This is a genomic window from Porphyromonas uenonis DSM 23387 = JCM 13868, assembly GCF_000482365.1.
Lineage (GTDB): Bacteria > Bacteroidota > Bacteroidia > Bacteroidales > Porphyromonadaceae > Porphyromonas > Porphyromonas uenonis.
This window is the reverse complement of the sequence record NZ_AXVC01000024.1, coordinates 53,059-72,485: the sequence shown is the minus strand read 5'-3', so window position 1 is coordinate 72,485 and position 19,427 is coordinate 53,059. Positions and strand designations below refer to the sequence as shown.

The window sequence follows — 19,427 nt, the reverse complement described above, 5'->3', positions numbered from 1 at the left end:
AGACTGTACAACCCTCAATATGTAGAGCAGCCTGAGTATAGATACCACATCCTTTTGGAGCCTTTAGAGTGAGATGTCCATTCCCTTTTATAATGGCATTCTTATCGAACGCCATTGCGCCCAAACTACCATTAGAAGTGATGGAGACCTCCCCCTTGACGACACAAGTCAGCTCATCTTCTGAATATATACTGTGATGATTTACTCTTCCAACGATGGAGGCATCCTCGAGGGTGAGCGTCTTGGTGGTGGGGTCGTAGGTCACCTTGCCCGTGACGCCATCGATGACCGAGAGGTCGGAGCAGTTCGCCGAGGAGACCGTCTCGCCGGCTATCTCGAGTCCGTAATTCGTCTGCGCCGAGGCTGATAAGCCTGCGAGCAGTAAGAGCATCGTGACGAGTGTCGCGATGAGTGATTGATGTAATAGTTTCTGTTTCATAGCTGTAATGGTTTTGATGTGAATGTATGTTGGGGGCAATCGTCGCCCTCATTGTTTGCTACAAAAGTAGGCAAAGCAGGAGCTAAATCTCTTATCAAAATCGGACAGAAACTTGTCAAAATCGGACATCTTTCGTCTGGCGATTTATCAAAATCGGACATCGGAATAGCCGCAACTCACTATGAACTAGCGGCTTATTGGTGTCAAGTAACGAAAATTAGCTATAAGATTCAAAAATGGTTGTTTGGGGATTTTTGAGTCGTATGAGTAGCTGCTTAAAGTCCCCTCTGAGGAAATTTGAAATGGCTCGGTAGGGATTGTCTAACCTTCACGGAGGAGCAAAAAAATTCTTCGGAACTTTGATTTGCTTCTTCCGAAGTTTCATTTCATTCTTCCGAAGTTTCATTTCCCGGCTCCGTGGGGAAAGTTTGTTTCCTCACTGGAAAATCAGAAATAGATCGGAGGAAGCGACTCGCACTCGAAACGAACGGAGCAATTAAAACAAGTAGCCCGCTGTAGAGATCCTACAACGGGCTACTTTCGTTAGGTTGGTCGGGGCGCTGCTATTTTGAAGCAATACGGCGCTGGAGGAGGAGACTATTGACGACGACGCAGATGGAGCTGAGCGCCATGGCGGCTGCGGCGATGGCGGGCGTGATGGCTAAGCCCCACCGTGTGAAGAGCCCGGCAGCGATCGGGATGGCGATCACGTTGTAGAGGAGCGCCCAGAGGAAGTTGAAGCGGATCGTGCGTACCGTCTGCCGTGCTATCTCGGTCGCCTCGACGAGGAGCGACAGGTCGGGCTTGGAGATGACCAACTGCGCCATCGAGGTGGCTAGATCGCTCCCCCCAGCGAGCGCTATGCTCACGTCGGCTCGTGCTAGTGCCTGACCGTCGTTGACCCCGTCGCCGACCATCGCTACGATGTGTCCCTGCTCCTGTAGGGAGGCGAGGATCGTCTCTTTGTCTTGGGGCATGAGCTCGGCATGCACCGTGTCAATACCTATTTGCTGAGCTATGCGCTGTGCTTCTGGCTCTCGGTCGCCCGTGAGCATGAGGAGCTTTTTGCCTTGAGCCTTGAGCTGTGCGATGGTCTCGGCAGCATGTGGCGTGAGTGTGTCGGAGAGCGCTATGATGGCGATGAGCTGCGTTCCCTGCGCCACATAGACGAGCGAGCCAGTGAGGTCGCAAAGGGGGATCGACTCAACGCCACCCTCGGCAATCCAAGAGGCGCGTCCTATGCGTAGCTCTCCCTCGGGTGTGGTGACGAGCAAGCCTTGTCCTGGTTGCTCGGTGACGGTTAGTTCGCTGATCGTAGCTCCCTGCGCCTCGCCATACGCCACGATAGCTTGCGCCAGTGGGTGCAGGCTGTGCTGCTCGGCAGAGACGATGAGCGAGAGCTTCGCTGCGCGCTCCTCTTCAGGGATGAACCATTGCAATTCGGTGACTGAGGGGCTCCCGAGGGTGAGCGTTCCTGTTTTGTCCATGAGGAAAGCATTGACGCGGGGTAGCGTCTCTAGTGCGGTGGCTTCCGCAAAGAGTATGTTTCGCCGTGCGGACTCGCCCACGGCCACGGTCAAGGCAGTCGGGGTCGCTAAGCCCAAGGCGCAGGGGCAGGCGATCACGAGGACGGAGATAGCGTAGCGTGCGGCTAGGTCTAGCGCGCCTGGCTCTACGACCCAGTACCAGAGGGCAAAGGTGAGCAACCCTAGGAAGAGTATGGCAGGAACGAAGTACTGTGCGATACGATCGGCCAAGAGACGTAGCGGGGGCTTGTCTGCTAAGGTCTTGCGCACGGTCGAGACGATATGTCCCAGAGCGGTGTCGGCGCCGACGCTTTCGGCACGTACCTCTATGGCGGTGGAGAGGCAGATGGTACCGGCGAAGACTTTGTCGCCCTCGCCACGCGACACAGCTTCCGACTCGCCGGTGATGGTTTGTTCGTTGATATGGGTTACGCTTTGCGAGGTGATGACGCCATCGACAGGGATGGCTTCGCCAGGGCGTACCCGCACGGTCATGCCTGGCTGAACCAACTGCAGTGGCACACGGCGTGTCTCCTCGCCCACGACGAGCGATGCCTCACGAGGGGTCAAGTCGAGGAGCGCTCGCAAGGCTCTAGCGGTCGAGGCGGTGGCGCGCTGCTCTAACCACTTGCCGATCAGGACGAAGGCGGGGATCATCACCAGCGCATCGAGGTAAAGGTGCAGCTGATGGCCCTCGGAGCCGTAGGCTAGGAGCAGGCCGATGACGGAGAAGGTGGTGCTGAGAGAGACCAATGTGTCCATTCCCATGACGCCTCGCCTGAGTTGCTTCACGGCTCTCCAGTGAAAAGGTCCCGCCACGTAGAGGTATGCTACGAGTGCCACCAGCGGAGCGACCCAACGCTCGCCAATGGCTCCCAGCAGAGACATCCAGATCATGACGCCGATGGTCAGCGCTGCGCCGATGGCTGTGCGCCAAGCGAGTTGACGTGCCGAGCGACGCTCTTGTTCCAGCGCTTGGCTCACCGCTTCGGTCTCATCGGTCGTCAGAATGAGCGAGAAGCCGAGCGAAGCGACCTGCTCAGCGATCTGCTCGCGGGTGATCTGCTCCGCATCGTACACTATATATAAGGAGCGGGTGTCGATCTGTGCCGTCGCCTCTAGGACGCCGGTGACACCTTGCAGTTTGTTTGTCACGGCAGCAGCGCAAGCAGCGCAGTGCATGCCGACGATAGGGATATATTCGGTCGTTTGTTTCATAATGAGTTTAGATAAAAGCGGAGAGAGTCATTTCTCTCTGAGACAAAAGTACGAAAACTTAATCGCCACAGGGTTGCAAAACGTATATTCCACCCATGAATGCAACTTCTCCAAGCTAATCGTTCTACACTTCACAAGTCGTTTAGCTCACTGAGAGGCGTAGCCGCCTATACTACGGACGAAAGGTCTAGCGACCCGTCTAGCGGGACCACTCGACAACCTCTAGGTTGTGCGGTCGCCCTGAGGTGATTTGCAAACGTATGAGTGTACGGCTCTGGTGCCACCCACTACGTCCTGCAGCGCCTGGGTTGATATGTAGCAAGCCTGGACGGGACTTGTCGGGCATTACCTTGAGGATATGACTATGCCCCGAGATGGTAATCATCGGACGCTCGCGCCACGGCGTAAGATAAGGGGCGAAGATACGCTCGTAGTGCCCTGGGTAGCCACCAATATGTGTCATGACCAGCTCCACGCCTGCCACCTCTGTGTGAACCACCTCTGGGAGCTGTGCATGTAGCGCAGCGTCGTCGATGTTACCATAGACAGCAAGCGTGGGGGCAATGACTTGCAGTCGCTCTAATACCTGAGGAGACCCGATATCTCCCGCATGAAAGATCAGATCACACTCGGCAAGCGCCTTGCAGATCTGATCATCGATATATCCGTGCGTATCGCTTAGGATGCCGATACGCTGATGCGCTTTCATAGAGCCGGTTATTGCTTGCTACCCTTGCGATCGCTGGAGCGACCTTTGCGCTGTGAGGAGCGACCTTTACCTTGAGACTTGCCACGCCCTTTGCTTTGTGATCTGCCACGGCCGTTGCCTTTGCCTCTAGAGGAGCCACGACTATTCGCGCGTTCGTTGGGAGCGTAGGTAGGTGCCTCGCCGAGGGAGGAGTCTAGCGGTATGCGGTAGATCTCCTGCTCGAGGAACTGCTCCAAGCGTGCGAAGTCTTGCTGATCACTGGGCGAAACGAGCGTGATCGCCAAGCCCTTGCCATCGGCGCCACGTGCGGTACGGCCGATGCGGTGAACGTAGTCCTCGAAGTCGTGTGGCACTTCATAATTGATCACGACGGCAATGTCGTCAATGTCGATGCCGCGCGCCACGATGTCGGTGGCTACGAGCACTTTGATGCGTCCCATGCGGAAGTCTCTTAGGACCTCCTCGCGACGCTCCTGTGACAGGTCTGAGTGCATCTCAGCCACTGGCAAGCCATCTCTGGTGAGTGTCTGAGCGAGTGCGTGGACAGTCGCCTTAGTTCCCGCAAAGATGATGGTGCGTGACACCTCGGACTCGGGATTCGCAAAGAGAGAGCGGATGATCGGGAGCTTTTGCGCATCATAGCAGATGTACGCAGTCTGCATGATCGACTTTGGGGGCTTTGCCACAGCCAGCTCGACGAGGACGGGATCAACGAGGATGCTCTCCGAGAGCTTGAGGATCTCCTTAGGCATCGTGGCGGAAAACATCACATGCTGGCAATCCTCGGGCAGCGCCTTGTAGATCTCCATGATGTCTTCGTAAAAGCCCATGTCGAGCATGCGATCCGCCTCGTCTAGCACGAAGTACTGCACATGCGATAGGTCACACGCTCCGAGGCGTAGCATAGATAGGAGTCGGCCTGGGGTGGCGATGACGATGTCTGCCCCGAGCGCCATGCCTCGTCTTTGCTGCTCCCAGGCGATGCCGTCGGTGCCACCGTAGATGGCGAGCGTAGAGACCGAGACGTAATAGCCGAAGCCCTCGACCTCCTGGTCGATCTGCTTGGCGAGCTCTCGTGTGGGCGCCATGACGACGGCCCCGAGATGCTCCTTGGGTAGCTCTTGGCGTGCTACCTTATTGAGGAAGGGGAGCAGATAAGCTGCCGTCTTGCCCGAGCCAGTCTGTGCGCAACCGATGACGTCTCGCCCCTCTAGGAGCGGGGGAATCGTCTCCGACTGGATCGGAGAGGTCTCTACAAAGTTCATCGCGTCCAGTCCGTCGAGGACCTCATCCTCTAGATCTAGTTCGTAAAAGTCCATCAGCTTATCATCTTATATGAGTAACGGAGGGTATCACTGCCGCAAAAGCTTCTCTGCCACGGCTCATGATACGCCCCAAAGGAAAAAGCGAAACGCAAGTCACAGAGGTAGGAAAGGACTTAATGCTCCTCCTACCGTCTGCGCCTTGCGTCCGATTGTTTTAGAGTGAAAACTCTTCGTTGGTCTTAGCGTGACTACTTATTGACCTCAGCCATATGAGCGATGAGGCAGAGTACCTTGTTAGAGTAGCCCCACTCATTGTCATACCAAGCGACCACCTTGACGAAGGTGTCCGTCAGAGCGATACCAGCCTTAGCGTCAAAGATAGAGGTGTGTGGATCGCTCACGAAGTCCTGGCTAACGAGTAGCTCGTCGCAGTACTCCATGATGCCCTTGAGGTTGGTCTCCGAAGCCTTCTTCATAGCAGCGCAGATCTCGTCGTAGCTAGCGCCACGCTTGAGCTGTACCGTCAGGTCAACGACAGATACGTCCATCGTAGGCACGCGGAAGGACATACCCGTGAGCTTACCATTGAGCTCGGGGATCACCTTGCCGACAGCCTTAGCAGCGCCCGTCGAGGAGGGGATGATGTTGCCGATAGCGGAGCGACCGCCACGCCAATCCTTGAGAGAGGGGCCGTCCACCGTCTTCTGCGTAGCCGTAGCAGCGTGCACCGTAGTCATGAGGCCCTGCTCTACGCCGAAGTTGTCGTTGAGCACCTTGACCAGCGGAGCGAGACAGTTCGTTGTACAAGAAGCGTTAGAAACAAACTGCGTACCGCGGACATACTTCTCAAGGTTGACACCCGTGACGAACATAGGTGTGTCATCCTTAGAGGGAGCCGACATGACGACATACTTAGCGCCAGCCTCGATGTGTCCCTGTGAAAGCTCCTTGGTGAGGAAGCGACCTGTACTCTCTACGACATACTCTACGCCAGCAGCGCCCCAGTTGATCAGTCGCGGCTCCTTCTCAGCCGTCACACGGATCTTGCGCCCATTGACTACGAGCATGCCATCCTGTACGTCGACCGTCCCGTCGAAGCGTCCATGTACAGAGTCATACTTGAGCATATATGCCATATACTCAACATCGATGAGGTCGTTGATTGCTACTACCTCGAGATCATCACGCTTCAGCGAAGCGCGGAAGACTAGTCGACCGATACGACCAAAACCATTGATACCTACTTTTGTCATGAGAGTTATATTGTATTTTTAATGTGTATGCAAGCGTTTGCACAAAAGCGGATAAGCCCCCCGAGAGGGAGCACTCCTAATTACTCGTACAAAGTTAAGCATTAAATGTTTGCGGTGCAACCTTTACCCCATCGCTGAGCTTGCGCCACCCCCCATACGGATAGGACGAAAGGTGCCGTCAGCGGGATCAAGCCTGCGTACAGAGCGAGTAACTCGAGGAGTACCGAGAGCACCACCGACAGAAGCGCGTAGAGCAAGCGACGCTCGCCAGTCCCTGCCCAGTAGATGGCGCAGAGTACAGCGTTGTAGCCTAGCAAGCCTTCACGCCACACTGCCTCAGGGACAAAGGGAATCACCAGCATCGGGATGAGCGCTCCCAGCAAGGCGTAGAGCGCTTTGCGACGTGACTCCCAAGCGATCGCTAGAAAGAAGAGGATACCAGTCAAAACATTCGCCTGAAACATTACCTGCCCGACACTATCCCCGAGCGCCACCCCAAGCCTTCTCCACAGCGGCTGCCCCTCCTCCAGCTGCGCCGCTGAGTCGAGCAGACCCACCCCTTGCGGAGCTAGCAGGCTCACGAGCAGCAACGCCCACACAGCTATGATAAAGGGGGCTGTCAGCCCTGGCAACTGGGCATGCCGACGAAAGGCTCGCGCCAACCATGTGGAGAGCGCTGCTCCGATCACTAGAAGGAGTATCGAAAGCCAACTGATCTCCCAGTAAACTCCGATGGCTATACCGACCAAGGTGCCGTTGAAGCCGTAGAGTCCATCGGCTATCTCCGACTTCGTGTCTCGCCAGAGCGAGGCTACCGCCCTAGAGACCAGACAGCCCAAGAGCGCTAAGAGCGCGAGTTGCCAAGAGTTGCAGAAGAGCCCTGCTAGTATCAATGCTCCCGACAAAGCGCTTTGCAAAAGAAACACTTGACTGAAGCCCAGCAAGAGCGTTTTCATCTCCTGATAGATAGTCTGTATGTAGCCTCCCCTTTGAGGTGCGGTAGATCTATTCGTCATAGTTGGTTTATTCGAAGCGAAGAGCTGTCGTCGGCGAGATCCGCTGGATGATACGCGCTGGGAGGAGTAAGAGGATGAGGCAGAGCAGGAGCGTCGCCACATTGACCACGATCCACGCCACAGGGCGGATGCGCATGGCGACGTGCGAGATGTAGTAGATGTTCGGGTCGAGCGTGAGCCACTGCCACTGGTGCTGACTCCAGATGATGATACCCGCTAGTAGATTGCCCCAGAGCATACCCCAGGCGATGATGCGCAGAGCGATCGCCAGGCTCATCGTCGTGAGCGAGCGGTAGGTCATGCCGAGTGCCTTGAGCAAGCCAATGGTCTGCGTCAAGTCTAGGATAATGATCAGGAGCGCATTGATCATCGTAAAGGCCGCTACGAGTGCCATCAGCACCAGTAATATCTGTACATTCGGTCGTAGCGAGTCAATCCACTGGTAGACCCCGCCATTGATCTGAGTGCCGGTGTAGATTCCTAAGGTCTCATGTGTGACGCCTGGCTCCGAGAGCGACTGAATCAGCTTGTCTGAGAGCGAGGTCTCCATATCTAGGAGCGAGCGGTCCGTGTTCTTGGCGAGGATCTCAATGCGTGTGTACTGATTTGGCTGCCAGCCCCCCACACGTCCTAGCAGGTCATTGGTCACATAGGCGAGAGGCTGTGCCGTATTGGTCAGCTCCAGTATCGCTATCAATGTAAAGGAGCGCACCGATACCTTATCTCCTAGAAAGTAAAGGACTACCTTGTCTCCGATCGTTAGTCCCAGCTTTTGCGCAGAGGTTTTAGGCAGGACGATCGGGTTAGCTCCCTCCGCCAGTGTCGTGTCGGACAAGTTCCCCGTGGCGCAGAGTGGCTCGAGGAATGTGAAGTCGTCTACTCCCGTGACGGCCACCCCCTGATAGGTGCTGTCGGTCTTGATCATGCCGACGGCTGTACGGACGGGACGCACGGAGACTATCTCTGGCATCTCGCTCATACGCTGCGTCATCTGAGGCGTCAGCGTGATCACATTGTCTAGGTCTATCGGTTGCTTGCCATACTCGCAGAGGATCACATCGCCTGTCACCAGACGGACCGTATCACGGACGCTGTACTGAAAGCCGTCCATGATCGCAATGCCGAGGAGCATGACCGCTAGGCTCAGTGCTATGGCGGGGATCGCAAAGCGCACCAAGGCGTAGACCTTGCTGTGACGACGGTTCTCACGGCTGTAAAGCTGGCGGGCCAGCCAGATGGGTAGTCTTAGTCTCATGCTTCCTCTTCGATAGCGGCTAGTTCAAACCAACGCTCAGACACCTGCTCCATCTCTTGCTGCGCCTCAGCAATCTCCTCTCCCGCCTTGATCAACTCTTCATTGGAGAGGCTCCCCGAAGACATCCGCTGCTCTAGCTCCGCAATGCGTGCCTCGAGCTGCGGGATCTGCTGCTCCAGCTGCTGAAACTCTTGCTCCTCACGATAGCTGCGTCGCTTCTTGCGGTTACCTTGACGAGTCGCCTGACTAGCTGCGGGCGCCGCGCTTTTGGTCTCCCGTGGCGTAGCCTGCTCAGTCGCTTGCTGTGCCTCGGCCTCCTGCTGCAGACGATATTGAGTGAAGTTGCCGGGGAAGTCTCGAATGTGTCCTCCCTTCTCGAAAACGAAGAGGTGCTCCACGAGCTTGTCCAGGAAGTAGCGATCGTGCGTTACAATAATAAGGACTCCCTCGAAAGAGCTCAGGTAGCTCTCCAGCACGCCCAGCGTCGTAATGTCTAGATCATTCGTCGGCTCATCGAGGATAAGCAGGTTGGGGCTAGCCATCAGCACCGTACAGAGATAGAGTCGTCTGAGCTCACCGCCACTGAGCAGCGATACAGGCGTGTAGATGCGATCACTGGTGAAGAGAAACCTCTGCAGTAGTTGTGTAGCCGAGACCGACTGCCCCGTGACGGGATCCGTAATGTGACTGGCTATGTCGGAGATAATGTCGATCACCCGCTTGTCGGGGGCGTAGCTCGGCAGCTTCTGCCCGAAATAGCCAAACTGCACCGTCTCGCCGATAAGTACCGACCCGCTGTCTGGCTCTAGTTCGCCAATGATCATCTTCAGCAGGGTCGTCTTGCCACAACCGTTGGGGCCGACGATGCCGACACGATCTCTGCGTGAGAAGATATAGTCAAAGTCTCGGACCAAAGGCTTCGACTCCTCAAAGCTCTTGGAGACACCCTCCAGCTCGATCACCTGCTTGCCTAGACGAACGGACGAGTGGAGCGGCTCGATGGTCGTCTGCTCTCGCAGTATCTGCCGCGCTTTGGACAGCTCAGACGAGAGCTCTGCAAAGTGCTCCTTGCGGGCTCGCTGCTTGCCACCTCGTGCTTGCGGAGTAGCGCGCATCCAAACCAGCTCCTGTCGATAGATATTGGCCAGTCGGTCACTCGTTTGCGCCATTTGCTCTAGACGCTCCTGACGCTTGGTGAGGAAGGTCTCATAGTTGCCCTCATAGCTGTAGAGCTGCTGCTGATCCATCTCCACGATACGGGTACAGATATGATCGAGGAAGTAGCGGTCGTGGGTCACCAGTAGGAGTGTGAGCCGTGAGCGTGAGAGGTAGCCCTCGAGCCACTCGATCACCTCTAGGTCCAGGTGGTTCGTCGGCTCATCGAGGATCAGGAGATCTGGCTGCTGGAGCAAGACCCCAGCTAGTGCTACCCGCTTGACCTCCCCACCTGAGAGGAGCTCCATAGGACGCTCCACATCAGTGATACGGAGCGCATGCAGTATCGCCGTCGCCTCCTGCTCATATTGCCAAGCCGAGAGACGATCCATATCGGGTAGGAGTCGCTCCTGCGCCTCTGCATCGCCACGCTCCACAGCACTCTGCCAGGCACCCACGAGATGTGCCGTAGGGTCATGTGGCGAAAAGACCGCATCGATCACCCGCACCCCCTCTGCAAAGCGGTGCTGCTGAGACAAGTAACCAATCCGTAGCCCATTGCGTCGCGAGATCGTCCCGCTGTCTGGCTCGAGCTCGCCCATGATGATACGCAGTAGCGAGGACTTGCCCGTCCCGTTGACCCCGACGAGTCCCACTTTGTCGCCCTCTAGGAGCGAGAGCGAGATGTCCGCAAAGAGAACTCTATTGCCGAAGCTTAGTGAGACATTATTTAGCTGTAGCATATTGCACTTTCGATTTATAGGATTGCGCCCGACTGAATACCTCCGTCACATAGCGCACCGTGTGAGCTCCGTTGGCACGGCCATGCTGGACAAGTGGATCGTTATAGTACTTCGGTTCGCTCAGACGAGCCATAAAGATCTCCACAGAGCCATCCCAGCGATCAGGATCTAAGCCCGCGTCCTCAGCCAGTCGACGCGCATCGAGGACATGCGCACTGCCCGAGTTGTAAGCGGCGAGGGTAAACTTCATCCGCTGCTCAGCGTCGGTGATATGAGCGAAGGAGCGACCGAAGTCTTGTAGCGCCATACAGGCCACACGGATAGAGCTCTCGGCATGCTTGAGCTTAGCACGACTGTAGCCGTAGCGTCGCCCCGTAGCTGGCATGATACCCATCAGTCCCGTAGCACCGCCCATGCCGACGACCTCCGCACGAAACTTCGACTCCTGATAAGCTATCGAGGCTAAGACAAACCAGTCCCAGCCATACTTATTGCCATACTTCTGAAAGAGATGATCCCAGTCCGAGATCACGCCCTGAATCCTTGTGGACTGCTCTTGCGACTGCTCTGCCGATGCTTGAGGCGTGTCAGTAGACTTGGTCTGCTTCACTTCTACTACTTCCACCACTTCATCTTCATCGTCGTCTTCCTCTTCGTCATAAAGTCCGAGGGATCTCCCCTGTTGTAGCTCGTCAAGAGGCCATATCGAGTCATAGTCCAGTAGATACTCCAATACGTAGAGCGTACCGTACTGCTCCAGCTCTTCATACTCCTCACCAGCACCTACCTCAGCGATAGGCACATCACGCCACCCCGTCTGAGGGGTGACGTGCGCATGAGCAGGCTCAGCCTGTGGCGCTCGATAGACTACAACAAAGTAGTAGACGATGCCCACGAGGACCGCGCCCCACAGCGCCAACGTTACGTAGCGGAGCAGCCTCTTCAAGCGAGTCGGATCACGACGTATCTCATTCATTCGAGAGCATTTCATATCGCTAAGGTACGAAATTAGAGGTAAGTAGCTAGAGATTAGATGTTAGAAGCTAGAGATTAGATGTTAGAAGCTAGAGATTAGATGATAGAGTATTGTCAGCTTTCGATACTTTCGCCCAGCACCTCAAAGCAACTATCGACCGATCTGCACAGCCATAAAAGTTCGCGAATATTGTTTTTTTGTATCTTCGCCTTTGGAGGGTATGAGTGTATCCTCCGTTACATCTACACGTTCACCAAACAAACACAAGACCTCTATGGTTCAAACAATTACTCAATTACGCAGAGCCTGTATAGTTAGCTGTGCTATGGCACTCTGCTCACTAGGGCTGACTGCTCAGAATGCTGAGCTGGTCAAGCTATCGCTCCACCAGCCAGAGCAACAAGAGCTCAGAGCCGATGCGACCACTACCACTGGCGAGGCATCCATCCCCGCCGATGAGAAGCAAGCTCTTGTCGACATCTACAACAGCCTCGATGGGGCCAACTGGGAGCCCAAAAGCAAGCGCTGGGATCTAACGGCCGATCCCAGTACCTGGAAAGGTGTCACGATCCGAGACGGACACGTCGTGGGGCTCAAGATAGATCGTCTTAAAGCTAAGGGCGAGGTGCCAGCCTCTATTGCTGATCTGACTGAACTAGAGGTTTTTGAGTGCTACTCAAATCAGATCTCCAAGTTCCCAAATGAGCTCTTTACTATGAAGAAGCTAAAGACCTTCGTTGCTGACCTGCAGAATTTCGGTGACACGCGTACGCTGACACAGGAGTTCCCCAAGAAGGTAGATCTGCCGGCCATGGAGTCCTTCTCGATGGCAAATAATGCCCTGACAGGATCTCTGCCGAGTGACATGAATATGCCTAAGTTGAAGTTCTTAGGACTCCAGGACAACAAGCTCACGGGCAGTGTCCCCGAGATCTTGACAAAGTGTGCAAACCTAGAGTATCTCTACCTCCACATGAACAACCTCTCAGGCGATATACCTCAAGACTGGACAGCCTGCACGAAGCTCAAGCACTTTGTCTTCGAGCAGAACCCTCAGCTCGGAGGCAATTTCCCCACTTCACTGACTAAGCTAACCACCCTAGAGGCTATCTCCATCCAGAATACCTCTATCAAGGGTGAGATCCCCTCAGACATTGGTAATCTAACCAATCTGAGCCAGTTCTTTCTCACCAGCTCTAAGATGAGCGGTGCCATCCCTGAGAGCATAGGCAAGCTAACCAAGATAACGATGATCGCCTTTGGCGACTGCCAGTTCACGGGTCCACTACCAGCTAGCCTAGGCAACCTAAAGAATCTAGTACTCATCAACCTTACGAACAATCCTATAGGGGGTGAGATACCAGAGTGGCTCTCAAAGCTCTCCATGCTTAAGGACCTCAGAATGGCTAAGTGTAAGCTCACAGGCGAGATACCAGCTAGCCTATTCCCCTCTACTAAGGAAGGAACCGATGGACTGCCCAAGCTGCAGAATCTAGACTTCTCTTACAATGAGCTGACAGGCGAGCTCTCTAAGCAGATCACCAACTGCTCTAACCTAGTACGCATCTGGGTCTCACACAACAAGCTCACGGGTAACCCGATAGGGTACTTCACTTACGACAACTTTAACTACCTCGTACAGATCGAGCTAAACGACAACCAGTTCGCTGGAGGTGTCGGGGAGCTATTCACCAACCCCAAGCGTATGCTAACCCGTGTGGACATTTCGAACAATAACTTCTCAGGCCCGATCCTCCCAGAGCCTAGCAAATCTGACTACGGCGTGCTACTAGGCTTCACGGGCGGGAGTGCCATCATCTATGGTAACAAGTTTGTCTTCAGTGACTTTAGCAACTTACAGGGGAATCTACAAGCTGGCTCAGATGCAAGCAACACACTCGTCTATGCTCCGCAGCAACCGACCACAGAGGATAAGACCGTGGATCTAACTGGTGGTAAGAGCGTGACACTGGACGCTATGCTCGAAGAGCCTGATAACTGGAAGCCAAAAGGTGATTCATTTATCCCCAACAATTACCAGTGGTACAAGGATGGTAAGGCAATCCCTGGTGAGACCAAGCCGACCTATAGTACTAGCAATAACGGTGTATACCACTGCGAGATCACAAACATCATCGCGCCTAGGCTCACACTCACAACGGGTAAGACGACGATCAAGAACGGTACATCTATCTCTGAGGTAACTAAGCCTGAGCTCCAAATCACAAGAGATGCTACCACACTCCACATAGAGGGTGCTCAGGTAGCTGAGCTCTACACGATGGAGGGTGCCTGCATCGCTCGCACCGAGGGCAACACACTATCTATCGAGGGTGTAGCACCAGGCTCTTATCTCATCGTCGTGACTGTCGACAACGTACGCCACACGGTGAAGTACATCCTATAAAGCGGTTTACACATAAACCCTAGACACGAAACAAAGGAGGCTGTCACACTGCGTGACAGTCTCCTTTGTTCTAACTAACCTAGCTGTTGGCTATTGGCTGTTGGCTGTTGGCTGTTGGCTGTTGGCTATTGGCTAGAGCTATCGGAATGATCAGACCTCTAACTTCTAACTTCTAACCTCTAACTTCTAGCCTCTAACCTCTAATCTCTATTTTCGTACCTTTGGGAGTAAATTGATATTGACACAACTATGTCTAGACCTATAGCTCTCATCACTGGCATCACGGGGCAGGACGGCTCTTACCTCGCTGAGCTACTTCTATCCAAGGGATACGAGGTACACGGTACGTTGCGCCGCGCCTCTTACTTCAACACGGCTCGCATCGAGCATCTATACCTCGACGACTGGGTGCGTGACCAAGGGCAGCGACGTAAGATAGAGCTTCACTGGGCCGACATGACGGACAGCTCGTCACTCATACGTATCATCCAGGAGGTGCGTCCTACGGAGATCTACAACCTAGCGGCCCAGAGCCATGTCAAGGTCTCCTTTGACGTGCCAGAGTACACGGGCGACGTGACCGCCATCGGGACGCTCAGACTACTCGAGGCGGTGCGCATACTAGGTATGAGCCAATCGGTACGCATCTACCAGGCCTCCACGAGTGAACTATACGGTCATGTGGCAGAGACACCGCAAAATGAGTTGACCCCCTTCCGTCCCTGCTCACCCTATGCCTGTGCTAAGCTCTACGCCTACTGGATCATTCGCAACTACCGGGAGAGCTACGGTATGTTTGCGGTCAACGGGATCCTCTTTAACCATGAGAGTGAGCGACGGGGCGAGAACTTCGTCACTCGTAAGATTACGATGGCGGCAGCCCGTATCAAGCTGGGACTGCAGGACAAGCTTTACCTAGGCAATCTCAATGCGCTCCGTGACTGGGGCTATGCGCCTGACTACGTCTACTGTATGTGGCTGATGCTGCAAAACGAAAAGCCCGAAGACTTTGTCATCGCTACGGGCGAGCAGCACTCGGTGCGAGAGTTTGCCACGCTCGCCTTCCGCTATGTCGGCATCGACCTTGAGTGGCGAGGCGAAGGGCTTCACGAGGAGGGTGTGGATCGTGCCACGGGGCGCGTGCTGGTCGCTGTGGACGAGAGCTTCTTCCGTCCCGCTGAAGTGGAGACGCTCCTGGGTGACCCGACGAAGGCGCGCCAGCTCCTCGGGTGGAACCCACGGATGACTCCTTTTGAAGAACTGGTCAAGCGTATGGTCGAGAGTGATCTAGAGCTATTTGCCAAAGAAGAGCACAAGAAGCTATGAAACAATTGACACCTGAGAGCCGCGTCTATGTGGCTGGACATCGAGGCTTGGTGGGATCGGCGATACTCCGCCAATTGCAAGCCCGGGGCTACCAACAGCTGATCACCCGTACGCATCAAGAGCTAGACCTACTGGATGCAGTGGCGGTGGAGCAGTTCATGCGTGAGGAGCGACCCGACTACATATTCCTCGCTGCGGCGCATGTGGGCGGGATCATGGCCAATCAGACCTATCGTGCCGACTTTATCATGAACAATCTGGGGATCCAGCAAAACGTCCTCACCTCTGCGCTACGCAATGGGGTCGAGGGATTGCTCTTCCTCGGCAGTAGCTGCATCTACCCTCGGCTTGCGCCTCAGCCGATGCGTGAAGATGCGCTGCTCACCTCTCCTCTGGAGTACACCAACGAGCCGTACGCTATCGCCAAGATAGCGGGGATGAAGATGTGCGAGAGTATGAACCTCCAGTACGGCACAAACTATCTCTCGGTCATGCCGACCAACCTATATGGTTACGGAGACAACTTTGACTTAGTCAACAGCCACGTCCTCCCCGCTATGATTCGCAAGCTACACGTGGCGGGAGCGTTGCTCCGTGGCGACCTAGTCGCACTACGACGGGACGTGGCGCAGCGTCCGTTGGCGGGCTTGACAGAGCAAAGTAGTCTGGCAGAGTTCACGTCAGAGCTAGCACGCTACGACATCACGCCCACCAGTTTGCAGCTGTGGGGTACGGGGTCGGCACTGCGTGAGTTCATGTGGAGCGACGACTTAGCCGAGGCTTGCATAACTATTGCCGAGCGGGTCTCCTTTGCTGAGCTATACCCAGCTGGCGAGCAGGAGATCCGCAACACGCACATCAACATTGGTTCGGGCGAAGAGGTATCCATCCGCACCCTCGCCACGCTCGTTGCTGAGGCCACGCACTACGAGGGGCGCATTGAGTGGGACAGCACAAAGCCCGACGGCACCCCCCGCAAGCTTCTCGACCTAACGCGTCTCACCTCCCTCGGCTACACCGCCACGACGCCCCTCGCCGTCGGCATCCCCCGCCTCTACGACTGGTACTGCCAGCAGTAATCACTCCAACAATAAGCTACGCATCTATGTCCGCAATACAGATACTTTGGGTTGATGACGAGATAGATCTCCTGAGACCGCACATCATATTCCTCGAGCAGCACGGCTATCAGGTCACCCCCTGCGTGAGTGGTGCCGATGCCCTCGACCTGCTACAGGAGCGGCCCTACGACTTAGTCTTCCTCGATGAGCAGATGCCTGGCTTGTCGGGACTAGAGACGCTCGCTCGCATCGCACCGCTCTACCCCTACCTCCCCGTCGTCATGGTCACCAAGAGCGAGGAGGAGCACCTCATGAATGAAGCCATCAGCCGTCAGATAGCCGACTACCTCATCAAGCCAGTCAATCCGCACCAACTGCTCCTCTCGCTCAAGAAAGTACTGCACCGAGAGCAGATCGTCACCGAGGCCACACAGCAAAACTACATACAAGCCTTCCGGGAGCTATCTCTACGGATCAATAGTGCTGGCACCATCGACGAGTGGATGGCTATTTATAAGGAGATCTCCAAGTGGGTCATGCAGGTGGACAACTACCTTCCCGACATGGCCGAGACGCTGCAGTCGCAGCGTGACGAGGCGAATAGACTCTTCGCCAAGTACATTATCAAGGAGTACGAAGGGTGGATACAAGATCCGAAGCGCGCTCCGCTAATGAGCCATACGCTGATGCGGGACAAGGTCTTCCCCCTGCTCGATCGTGGTGAGCGTGTCTTCCTAATCCTCATCGACAACTTCCGCTGGGACCAGTGGCTTGCCGTGCAGGAGATGCTGAGCGGACTCTTCACCTTCGACGATGGCATGTACACCGCCATCCTGCCTACAGCCACACAGTATGCGCGCAATGCGATCTTCTCAGGGCTCATGCCCCTTGAAATTGCGAAAACATTTCCCGAGCTGTGGGTCGATGAGGAGAGCGAAGAGGGCAAGAATCTCAACGAAGAGCCCATGATCGCAAGCCTCCTCAAGCGTTATCGCAAACCCTATAGCTTCGCCTACCGCAAGGTCTACGAGACCTCCTTCGGAGAGCGAGTCCTCGCTCAGCTCAACGAGCTACAGGACAACCCGCTCAACGTCATCGTCCTCAACTTTGTCGATATGCTATCGCACGCTCGCACCGAGAGCAAGATGATCCGCGAGCTGGCCAGCAGTGAGGCCGCTTACCGCTCCCTGACACAGAGTTGGTTCCGCCACTCGACCACCTATCGCCTCTTCGAGCAGATTGCGCAGATGGGCGCCAAGATCATCCTGACCACCGACCACGGCTCCGTCCGCGTGCGCAAACCAGTCAAGATCATCGGCAATCGCAACACTTCGACCAATCTGCGCTATAAGCTAGGCCAAAGTCTCACCTTCGACGCCAAGGAGGCCTACGCACCCAGCAAACCTAAGGATATAGGTCTTCCTGTCAACCATCTGACAGACAGTTACGTCTTCTGCTACGAGCAGAACTTCTTCGCCTATCCCAACAACTACAACTACTACGTCAACTACTACCGTGACACGCTCCAGCACGGGGGCATCTCTATGGAGGAGATGCTCGTGCCCTGCATCACGCTGACGCCTCGCTAATACCATTAACTATATGCGTCTCACACTACAATCTCTCGCCGACCTCCCACGCATAGCCCAGGAGGTGCACACACGACTAGCCGACTACCCCGTCATCGCCCTCCAGGGAGACCTAGGAGCGGGCAAGACGACGCTCGTTCACGAGCTCTGCCGTCTCGATGGCGCCAGCGAAGAGGAGGTGGTCAATAGTCCCACCTTTGCCATTGTCAATGTCTACACGACTCAGTCCGACGACACCATCTATCATATAGACTGCTACCGTCTGGAGAACCTCGCCGATGCCGACCAAATAGGGCTAGCCGAGTATATTCGCTCAGGTGCTCGCTGCTATATCGAGTGGCCCGACGTCATCGCTCCGCTACTCCCCGAGGACACCGCCGTCATCCACATCGAGGCGCAACCCGACGGCTCCCGCCTCCTGACCCTCCTCACCGAGTAAGCTCGCACTCACATCGGCTCTGCTCACTAGAGCTAGGGGAGGAGTCGCTGCAAAGGTACTGCACGCACCACGGGAGCTCCTCCCCTACTGCTGTAAAGGTTGTGAGCAAGCCTCGATGACAACCCACTATCCCGAAGAGCTAATATCCCGAAAAGAGCAAAGACCGTTGCGCTACACCCTCTCCTATTATATATAATAGTAGAGTAAAATCTTCTGGGCTAACCAAGGGTCTATCGGACACAACATGTACCCGTTTTGGCGTTTTCGGGTACATATCCGAGCATGGCGTGTGGCGGACCCGCCTTGTGCGTTGTTGCTATGTAGTAGCTAGCGGATTACTTGAGACTGTTGCAAAAATCAACAGTCTCACCATCTTGCTTGCAAGATTGTCCTGACTTTGCAGAAAGGATGAAGCGCAAGGCGCTGAGGGTGAGGTCTGAAGGGAGCATACCTCCGTATGTGACCGAAGCCGAATCCCGAAAGCAACGCAGCGATTCGCCTTTATGCAACAGTCTCTACTTGTGATAGACACGTACCTCGGTGATCACCCCCTGAGGCGTGATGTAGACGTACTCATCTTGCTGACCTCTCCGCTCTATCTCAAAGCGATAGTAAGAGCCCTGAGGCATCTCGATGAAGTCGATATCGTCTATGCGTGCATTGGGATACTTCTTCTGGAGCGCCTGCATGACGACGGCGGGGACATTTCTCTGGGCGACATCCCAGCTCGTGGAGACCCACTCGCAGGAATTAGTGAAGAGCACCTCCTTATCCTTCTTGTCGTGCCGTATCTCCACCTCGACCATGCCATCGTCGTAGTCCACATCTAGGATACGAGCGTTGGCGTAGCGCTCATTTAGGAACTTCGAGCACTGCTCACTAAGGTGCCAATCCTTCGTTGGTCCACAAGCGGCAAAAAGTGCAGCACTGCAAGTCAGCAGTAGCGCCATAAATAGAGTTCTTTTCATAGGTTCATTTATAGGGTTATTAGATTCGCAGTGGAGGAAAGAAAGATCCTCCCCCCAACCGCAAAGATAGGACTAATTTTCC

General features: G+C 55.2%; 14 protein-coding genes and 1 pseudogene. 5 read left to right on the top strand and 10 right to left on the bottom strand.

Going from position 1 to position 19,427, the window contains the following annotated elements:
• From L215_RS0102105 to L215_RS0102065, 9 genes and pseudogenes are all read right to left on the bottom strand, one after another.
• Nucleotides 1-439, bottom strand: a pseudogene (locus tag L215_RS0102105) (peptidase); the annotation flags it as partial.
• Between the two features lie 563 nt (nucleotides 440-1,002).
• Nucleotides 1,003-3,183 carry a heavy metal translocating P-type ATPase gene (locus tag L215_RS0102100; protein ID WP_025883526.1) on the bottom strand — a complete coding sequence of 727 codons (2,181 nt, stop codon included), beginning with the start codon at nucleotides 3,181-3,183 and terminating at the stop codon, nucleotides 1,003-1,005.
• 199 nt (nucleotides 3,184-3,382) lie between these two features.
• Entirely contained in the window at nucleotides 3,383-3,892 is a 510-nt protein-coding gene (locus L215_RS0102095) for a metallophosphoesterase family protein (RefSeq protein WP_025883524.1), read from the bottom strand.
• Nucleotides 3,893-3,900: 8 nt separating this feature from the next.
• A complete protein-coding gene (locus L215_RS0102090; protein ID WP_025883523.1) occupies nucleotides 3,901-5,211 on the bottom strand; it encodes a DEAD/DEAH box helicase in 1,311 nt (436 codons plus the stop codon).
• Between the two features lie 194 nt (nucleotides 5,212-5,405).
• Nucleotides 5,406-6,410 carry a type I glyceraldehyde-3-phosphate dehydrogenase gene (gene gap, locus L215_RS0102085; RefSeq protein WP_025883522.1) on the bottom strand — a complete coding sequence of 335 codons (1,005 nt, stop codon included), beginning with the start codon at nucleotides 6,408-6,410 and terminating at the stop codon, nucleotides 5,406-5,408.
• A 101-nt stretch (nucleotides 6,411-6,511) separates the two neighbouring features.
• Nucleotides 6,512-7,426: an urea transporter gene (locus L215_RS0102080; RefSeq protein WP_027451267.1), complete on the bottom strand. Its 915-nt coding sequence runs from the start codon at nucleotides 7,424-7,426 to the stop codon at nucleotides 6,512-6,514.
• A 7-nt stretch (nucleotides 7,427-7,433) separates the two neighbouring features.
• Entirely contained in the window at nucleotides 7,434-8,681 is a 1,248-nt protein-coding gene (locus L215_RS0102075) for an ABC transporter permease (RefSeq protein ID WP_025883519.1), read from the bottom strand.
• On the bottom strand, nucleotides 8,678-10,579 hold the full coding sequence (locus L215_RS0102070) for an ABC-F family ATP-binding cassette domain-containing protein (RefSeq protein WP_025883517.1): 1,902 nt from the start codon (nucleotides 10,577-10,579) through the stop codon (nucleotides 8,678-8,680). The genes L215_RS0102075 and L215_RS0102070 overlap by 4 nt, the downstream gene beginning before the upstream one ends.
• A complete protein-coding gene (locus L215_RS0102065; protein ID WP_044111606.1) occupies nucleotides 10,563-11,570 on the bottom strand; it encodes a transglycosylase SLT domain-containing protein in 1,008 nt (335 codons plus the stop codon). Before L215_RS0102065 ends, L215_RS0102070 begins: the two co-directional genes overlap by 17 nt.
• A gap of 310 nt (nucleotides 11,571-11,880) precedes the next feature.
• On the opposite strand from L215_RS0102065, the gene L215_RS0102060 reads away from it, so the two are divergent.
• From L215_RS0102060 to tsaE, 5 genes are all read left to right on the top strand, one after another.
• Complete coding sequence (locus L215_RS0102060) at nucleotides 11,881-13,962, top strand: leucine-rich repeat domain-containing protein (protein ID WP_244869662.1); 2,082 nt, start codon at nucleotides 11,881-11,883, stop codon at nucleotides 13,960-13,962.
• A 249-nt stretch (nucleotides 13,963-14,211) separates the two neighbouring features.
• Entirely contained in the window at nucleotides 14,212-15,288 is a 1,077-nt protein-coding gene (gmd, locus tag L215_RS0102055; protein ID WP_025883515.1) for a GDP-mannose 4,6-dehydratase, read from the top strand.
• A complete protein-coding gene (locus L215_RS0102050) occupies nucleotides 15,285-16,367 on the top strand; it encodes a GDP-L-fucose synthase family protein (protein ID WP_027451265.1) in 1,083 nt (360 codons plus the stop codon). Before gmd ends, L215_RS0102050 begins: the two co-directional genes overlap by 4 nt.
• Before the next feature lie 26 nt (nucleotides 16,368-16,393).
• Nucleotides 16,394-17,938, top strand: coding sequence for a T9SS response regulator signal transducer PorX (gene porX, locus L215_RS0102045; protein WP_025883513.1), 1,545 nt, complete (start codon nucleotides 16,394-16,396; stop codon nucleotides 17,936-17,938).
• A 13-nt stretch (nucleotides 17,939-17,951) separates the two neighbouring features.
• Complete coding sequence (gene tsaE, locus L215_RS0102040) at nucleotides 17,952-18,377, top strand: tRNA (adenosine(37)-N6)-threonylcarbamoyltransferase complex ATPase subunit type 1 TsaE (RefSeq protein WP_004331939.1); 426 nt, start codon at nucleotides 17,952-17,954, stop codon at nucleotides 18,375-18,377.
• Nucleotides 18,378-18,892: 515 nt separating this feature from the next.
• Here tsaE and L215_RS0102035 read toward each other — a convergent pair.
• On the bottom strand, nucleotides 18,893-19,345 hold the full coding sequence (locus L215_RS0102035) for a PepSY-like domain-containing protein (RefSeq protein WP_036871904.1): 453 nt from the start codon (nucleotides 19,343-19,345) through the stop codon (nucleotides 18,893-18,895).
• Nucleotides 19,346-19,427: the final 82 nt, after the last annotated feature.

Coding starts and splice junctions, on each gene's coding strand:
- L215_RS0102065 (WP_044111606.1), bottom strand. CDS start 11,570: ATGAAATGCTCTCGAATGAATGAGATACGTCGTGATCCGACTCGCTTG.
- L215_RS0102100 (WP_025883526.1), bottom strand. CDS start 3,183: ATGAAACAAACGACCGAATATATCCCTATCGTCGGCATGCACTGCGCT.
- gap (WP_025883522.1), bottom strand. CDS start 6,410: ATGACAAAAGTAGGTATCAATGGTTTTGGTCGTATCGGTCGACTAGTC.
- L215_RS0102095 (WP_025883524.1), bottom strand. CDS start 3,892: ATGAAAGCGCATCAGCGTATCGGCATCCTAAGCGATACGCACGGATAT.
- L215_RS0102060 (WP_244869662.1), top strand. CDS start 11,881: ATGGCACTCTGCTCACTAGGGCTGACTGCTCAGAATGCTGAGCTGGTC.
- L215_RS0102080 (WP_027451267.1), bottom strand. CDS start 7,426: ATGACGAATAGATCTACCGCACCTCAAAGGGGAGGCTACATACAGACT.
- porX (WP_025883513.1), top strand. CDS start 16,394: ATGTCCGCAATACAGATACTTTGGGTTGATGACGAGATAGATCTCCTG.
- L215_RS0102090 (WP_025883523.1), bottom strand. CDS start 5,211: ATGGACTTTTACGAACTAGATCTAGAGGATGAGGTCCTCGACGGACTG.
- L215_RS0102050 (WP_027451265.1), top strand. CDS start 15,285: ATGAAACAATTGACACCTGAGAGCCGCGTCTATGTGGCTGGACATCGA.
- gmd (WP_025883515.1), top strand. CDS start 14,212: ATGTCTAGACCTATAGCTCTCATCACTGGCATCACGGGGCAGGACGGC.
- L215_RS0102075 (WP_025883519.1), bottom strand. CDS start 8,681: ATGAGACTAAGACTACCCATCTGGCTGGCCCGCCAGCTTTACAGCCGT.
- L215_RS0102035 (WP_036871904.1), bottom strand. CDS start 19,345: ATGAAAAGAACTCTATTTATGGCGCTACTGCTGACTTGCAGTGCTGCA.
- tsaE (WP_004331939.1), top strand. CDS start 17,952: ATGCGTCTCACACTACAATCTCTCGCCGACCTCCCACGCATAGCCCAG.
- L215_RS0102070 (WP_025883517.1), bottom strand. CDS start 10,579: ATGCTACAGCTAAATAATGTCTCACTAAGCTTCGGCAATAGAGTTCTC.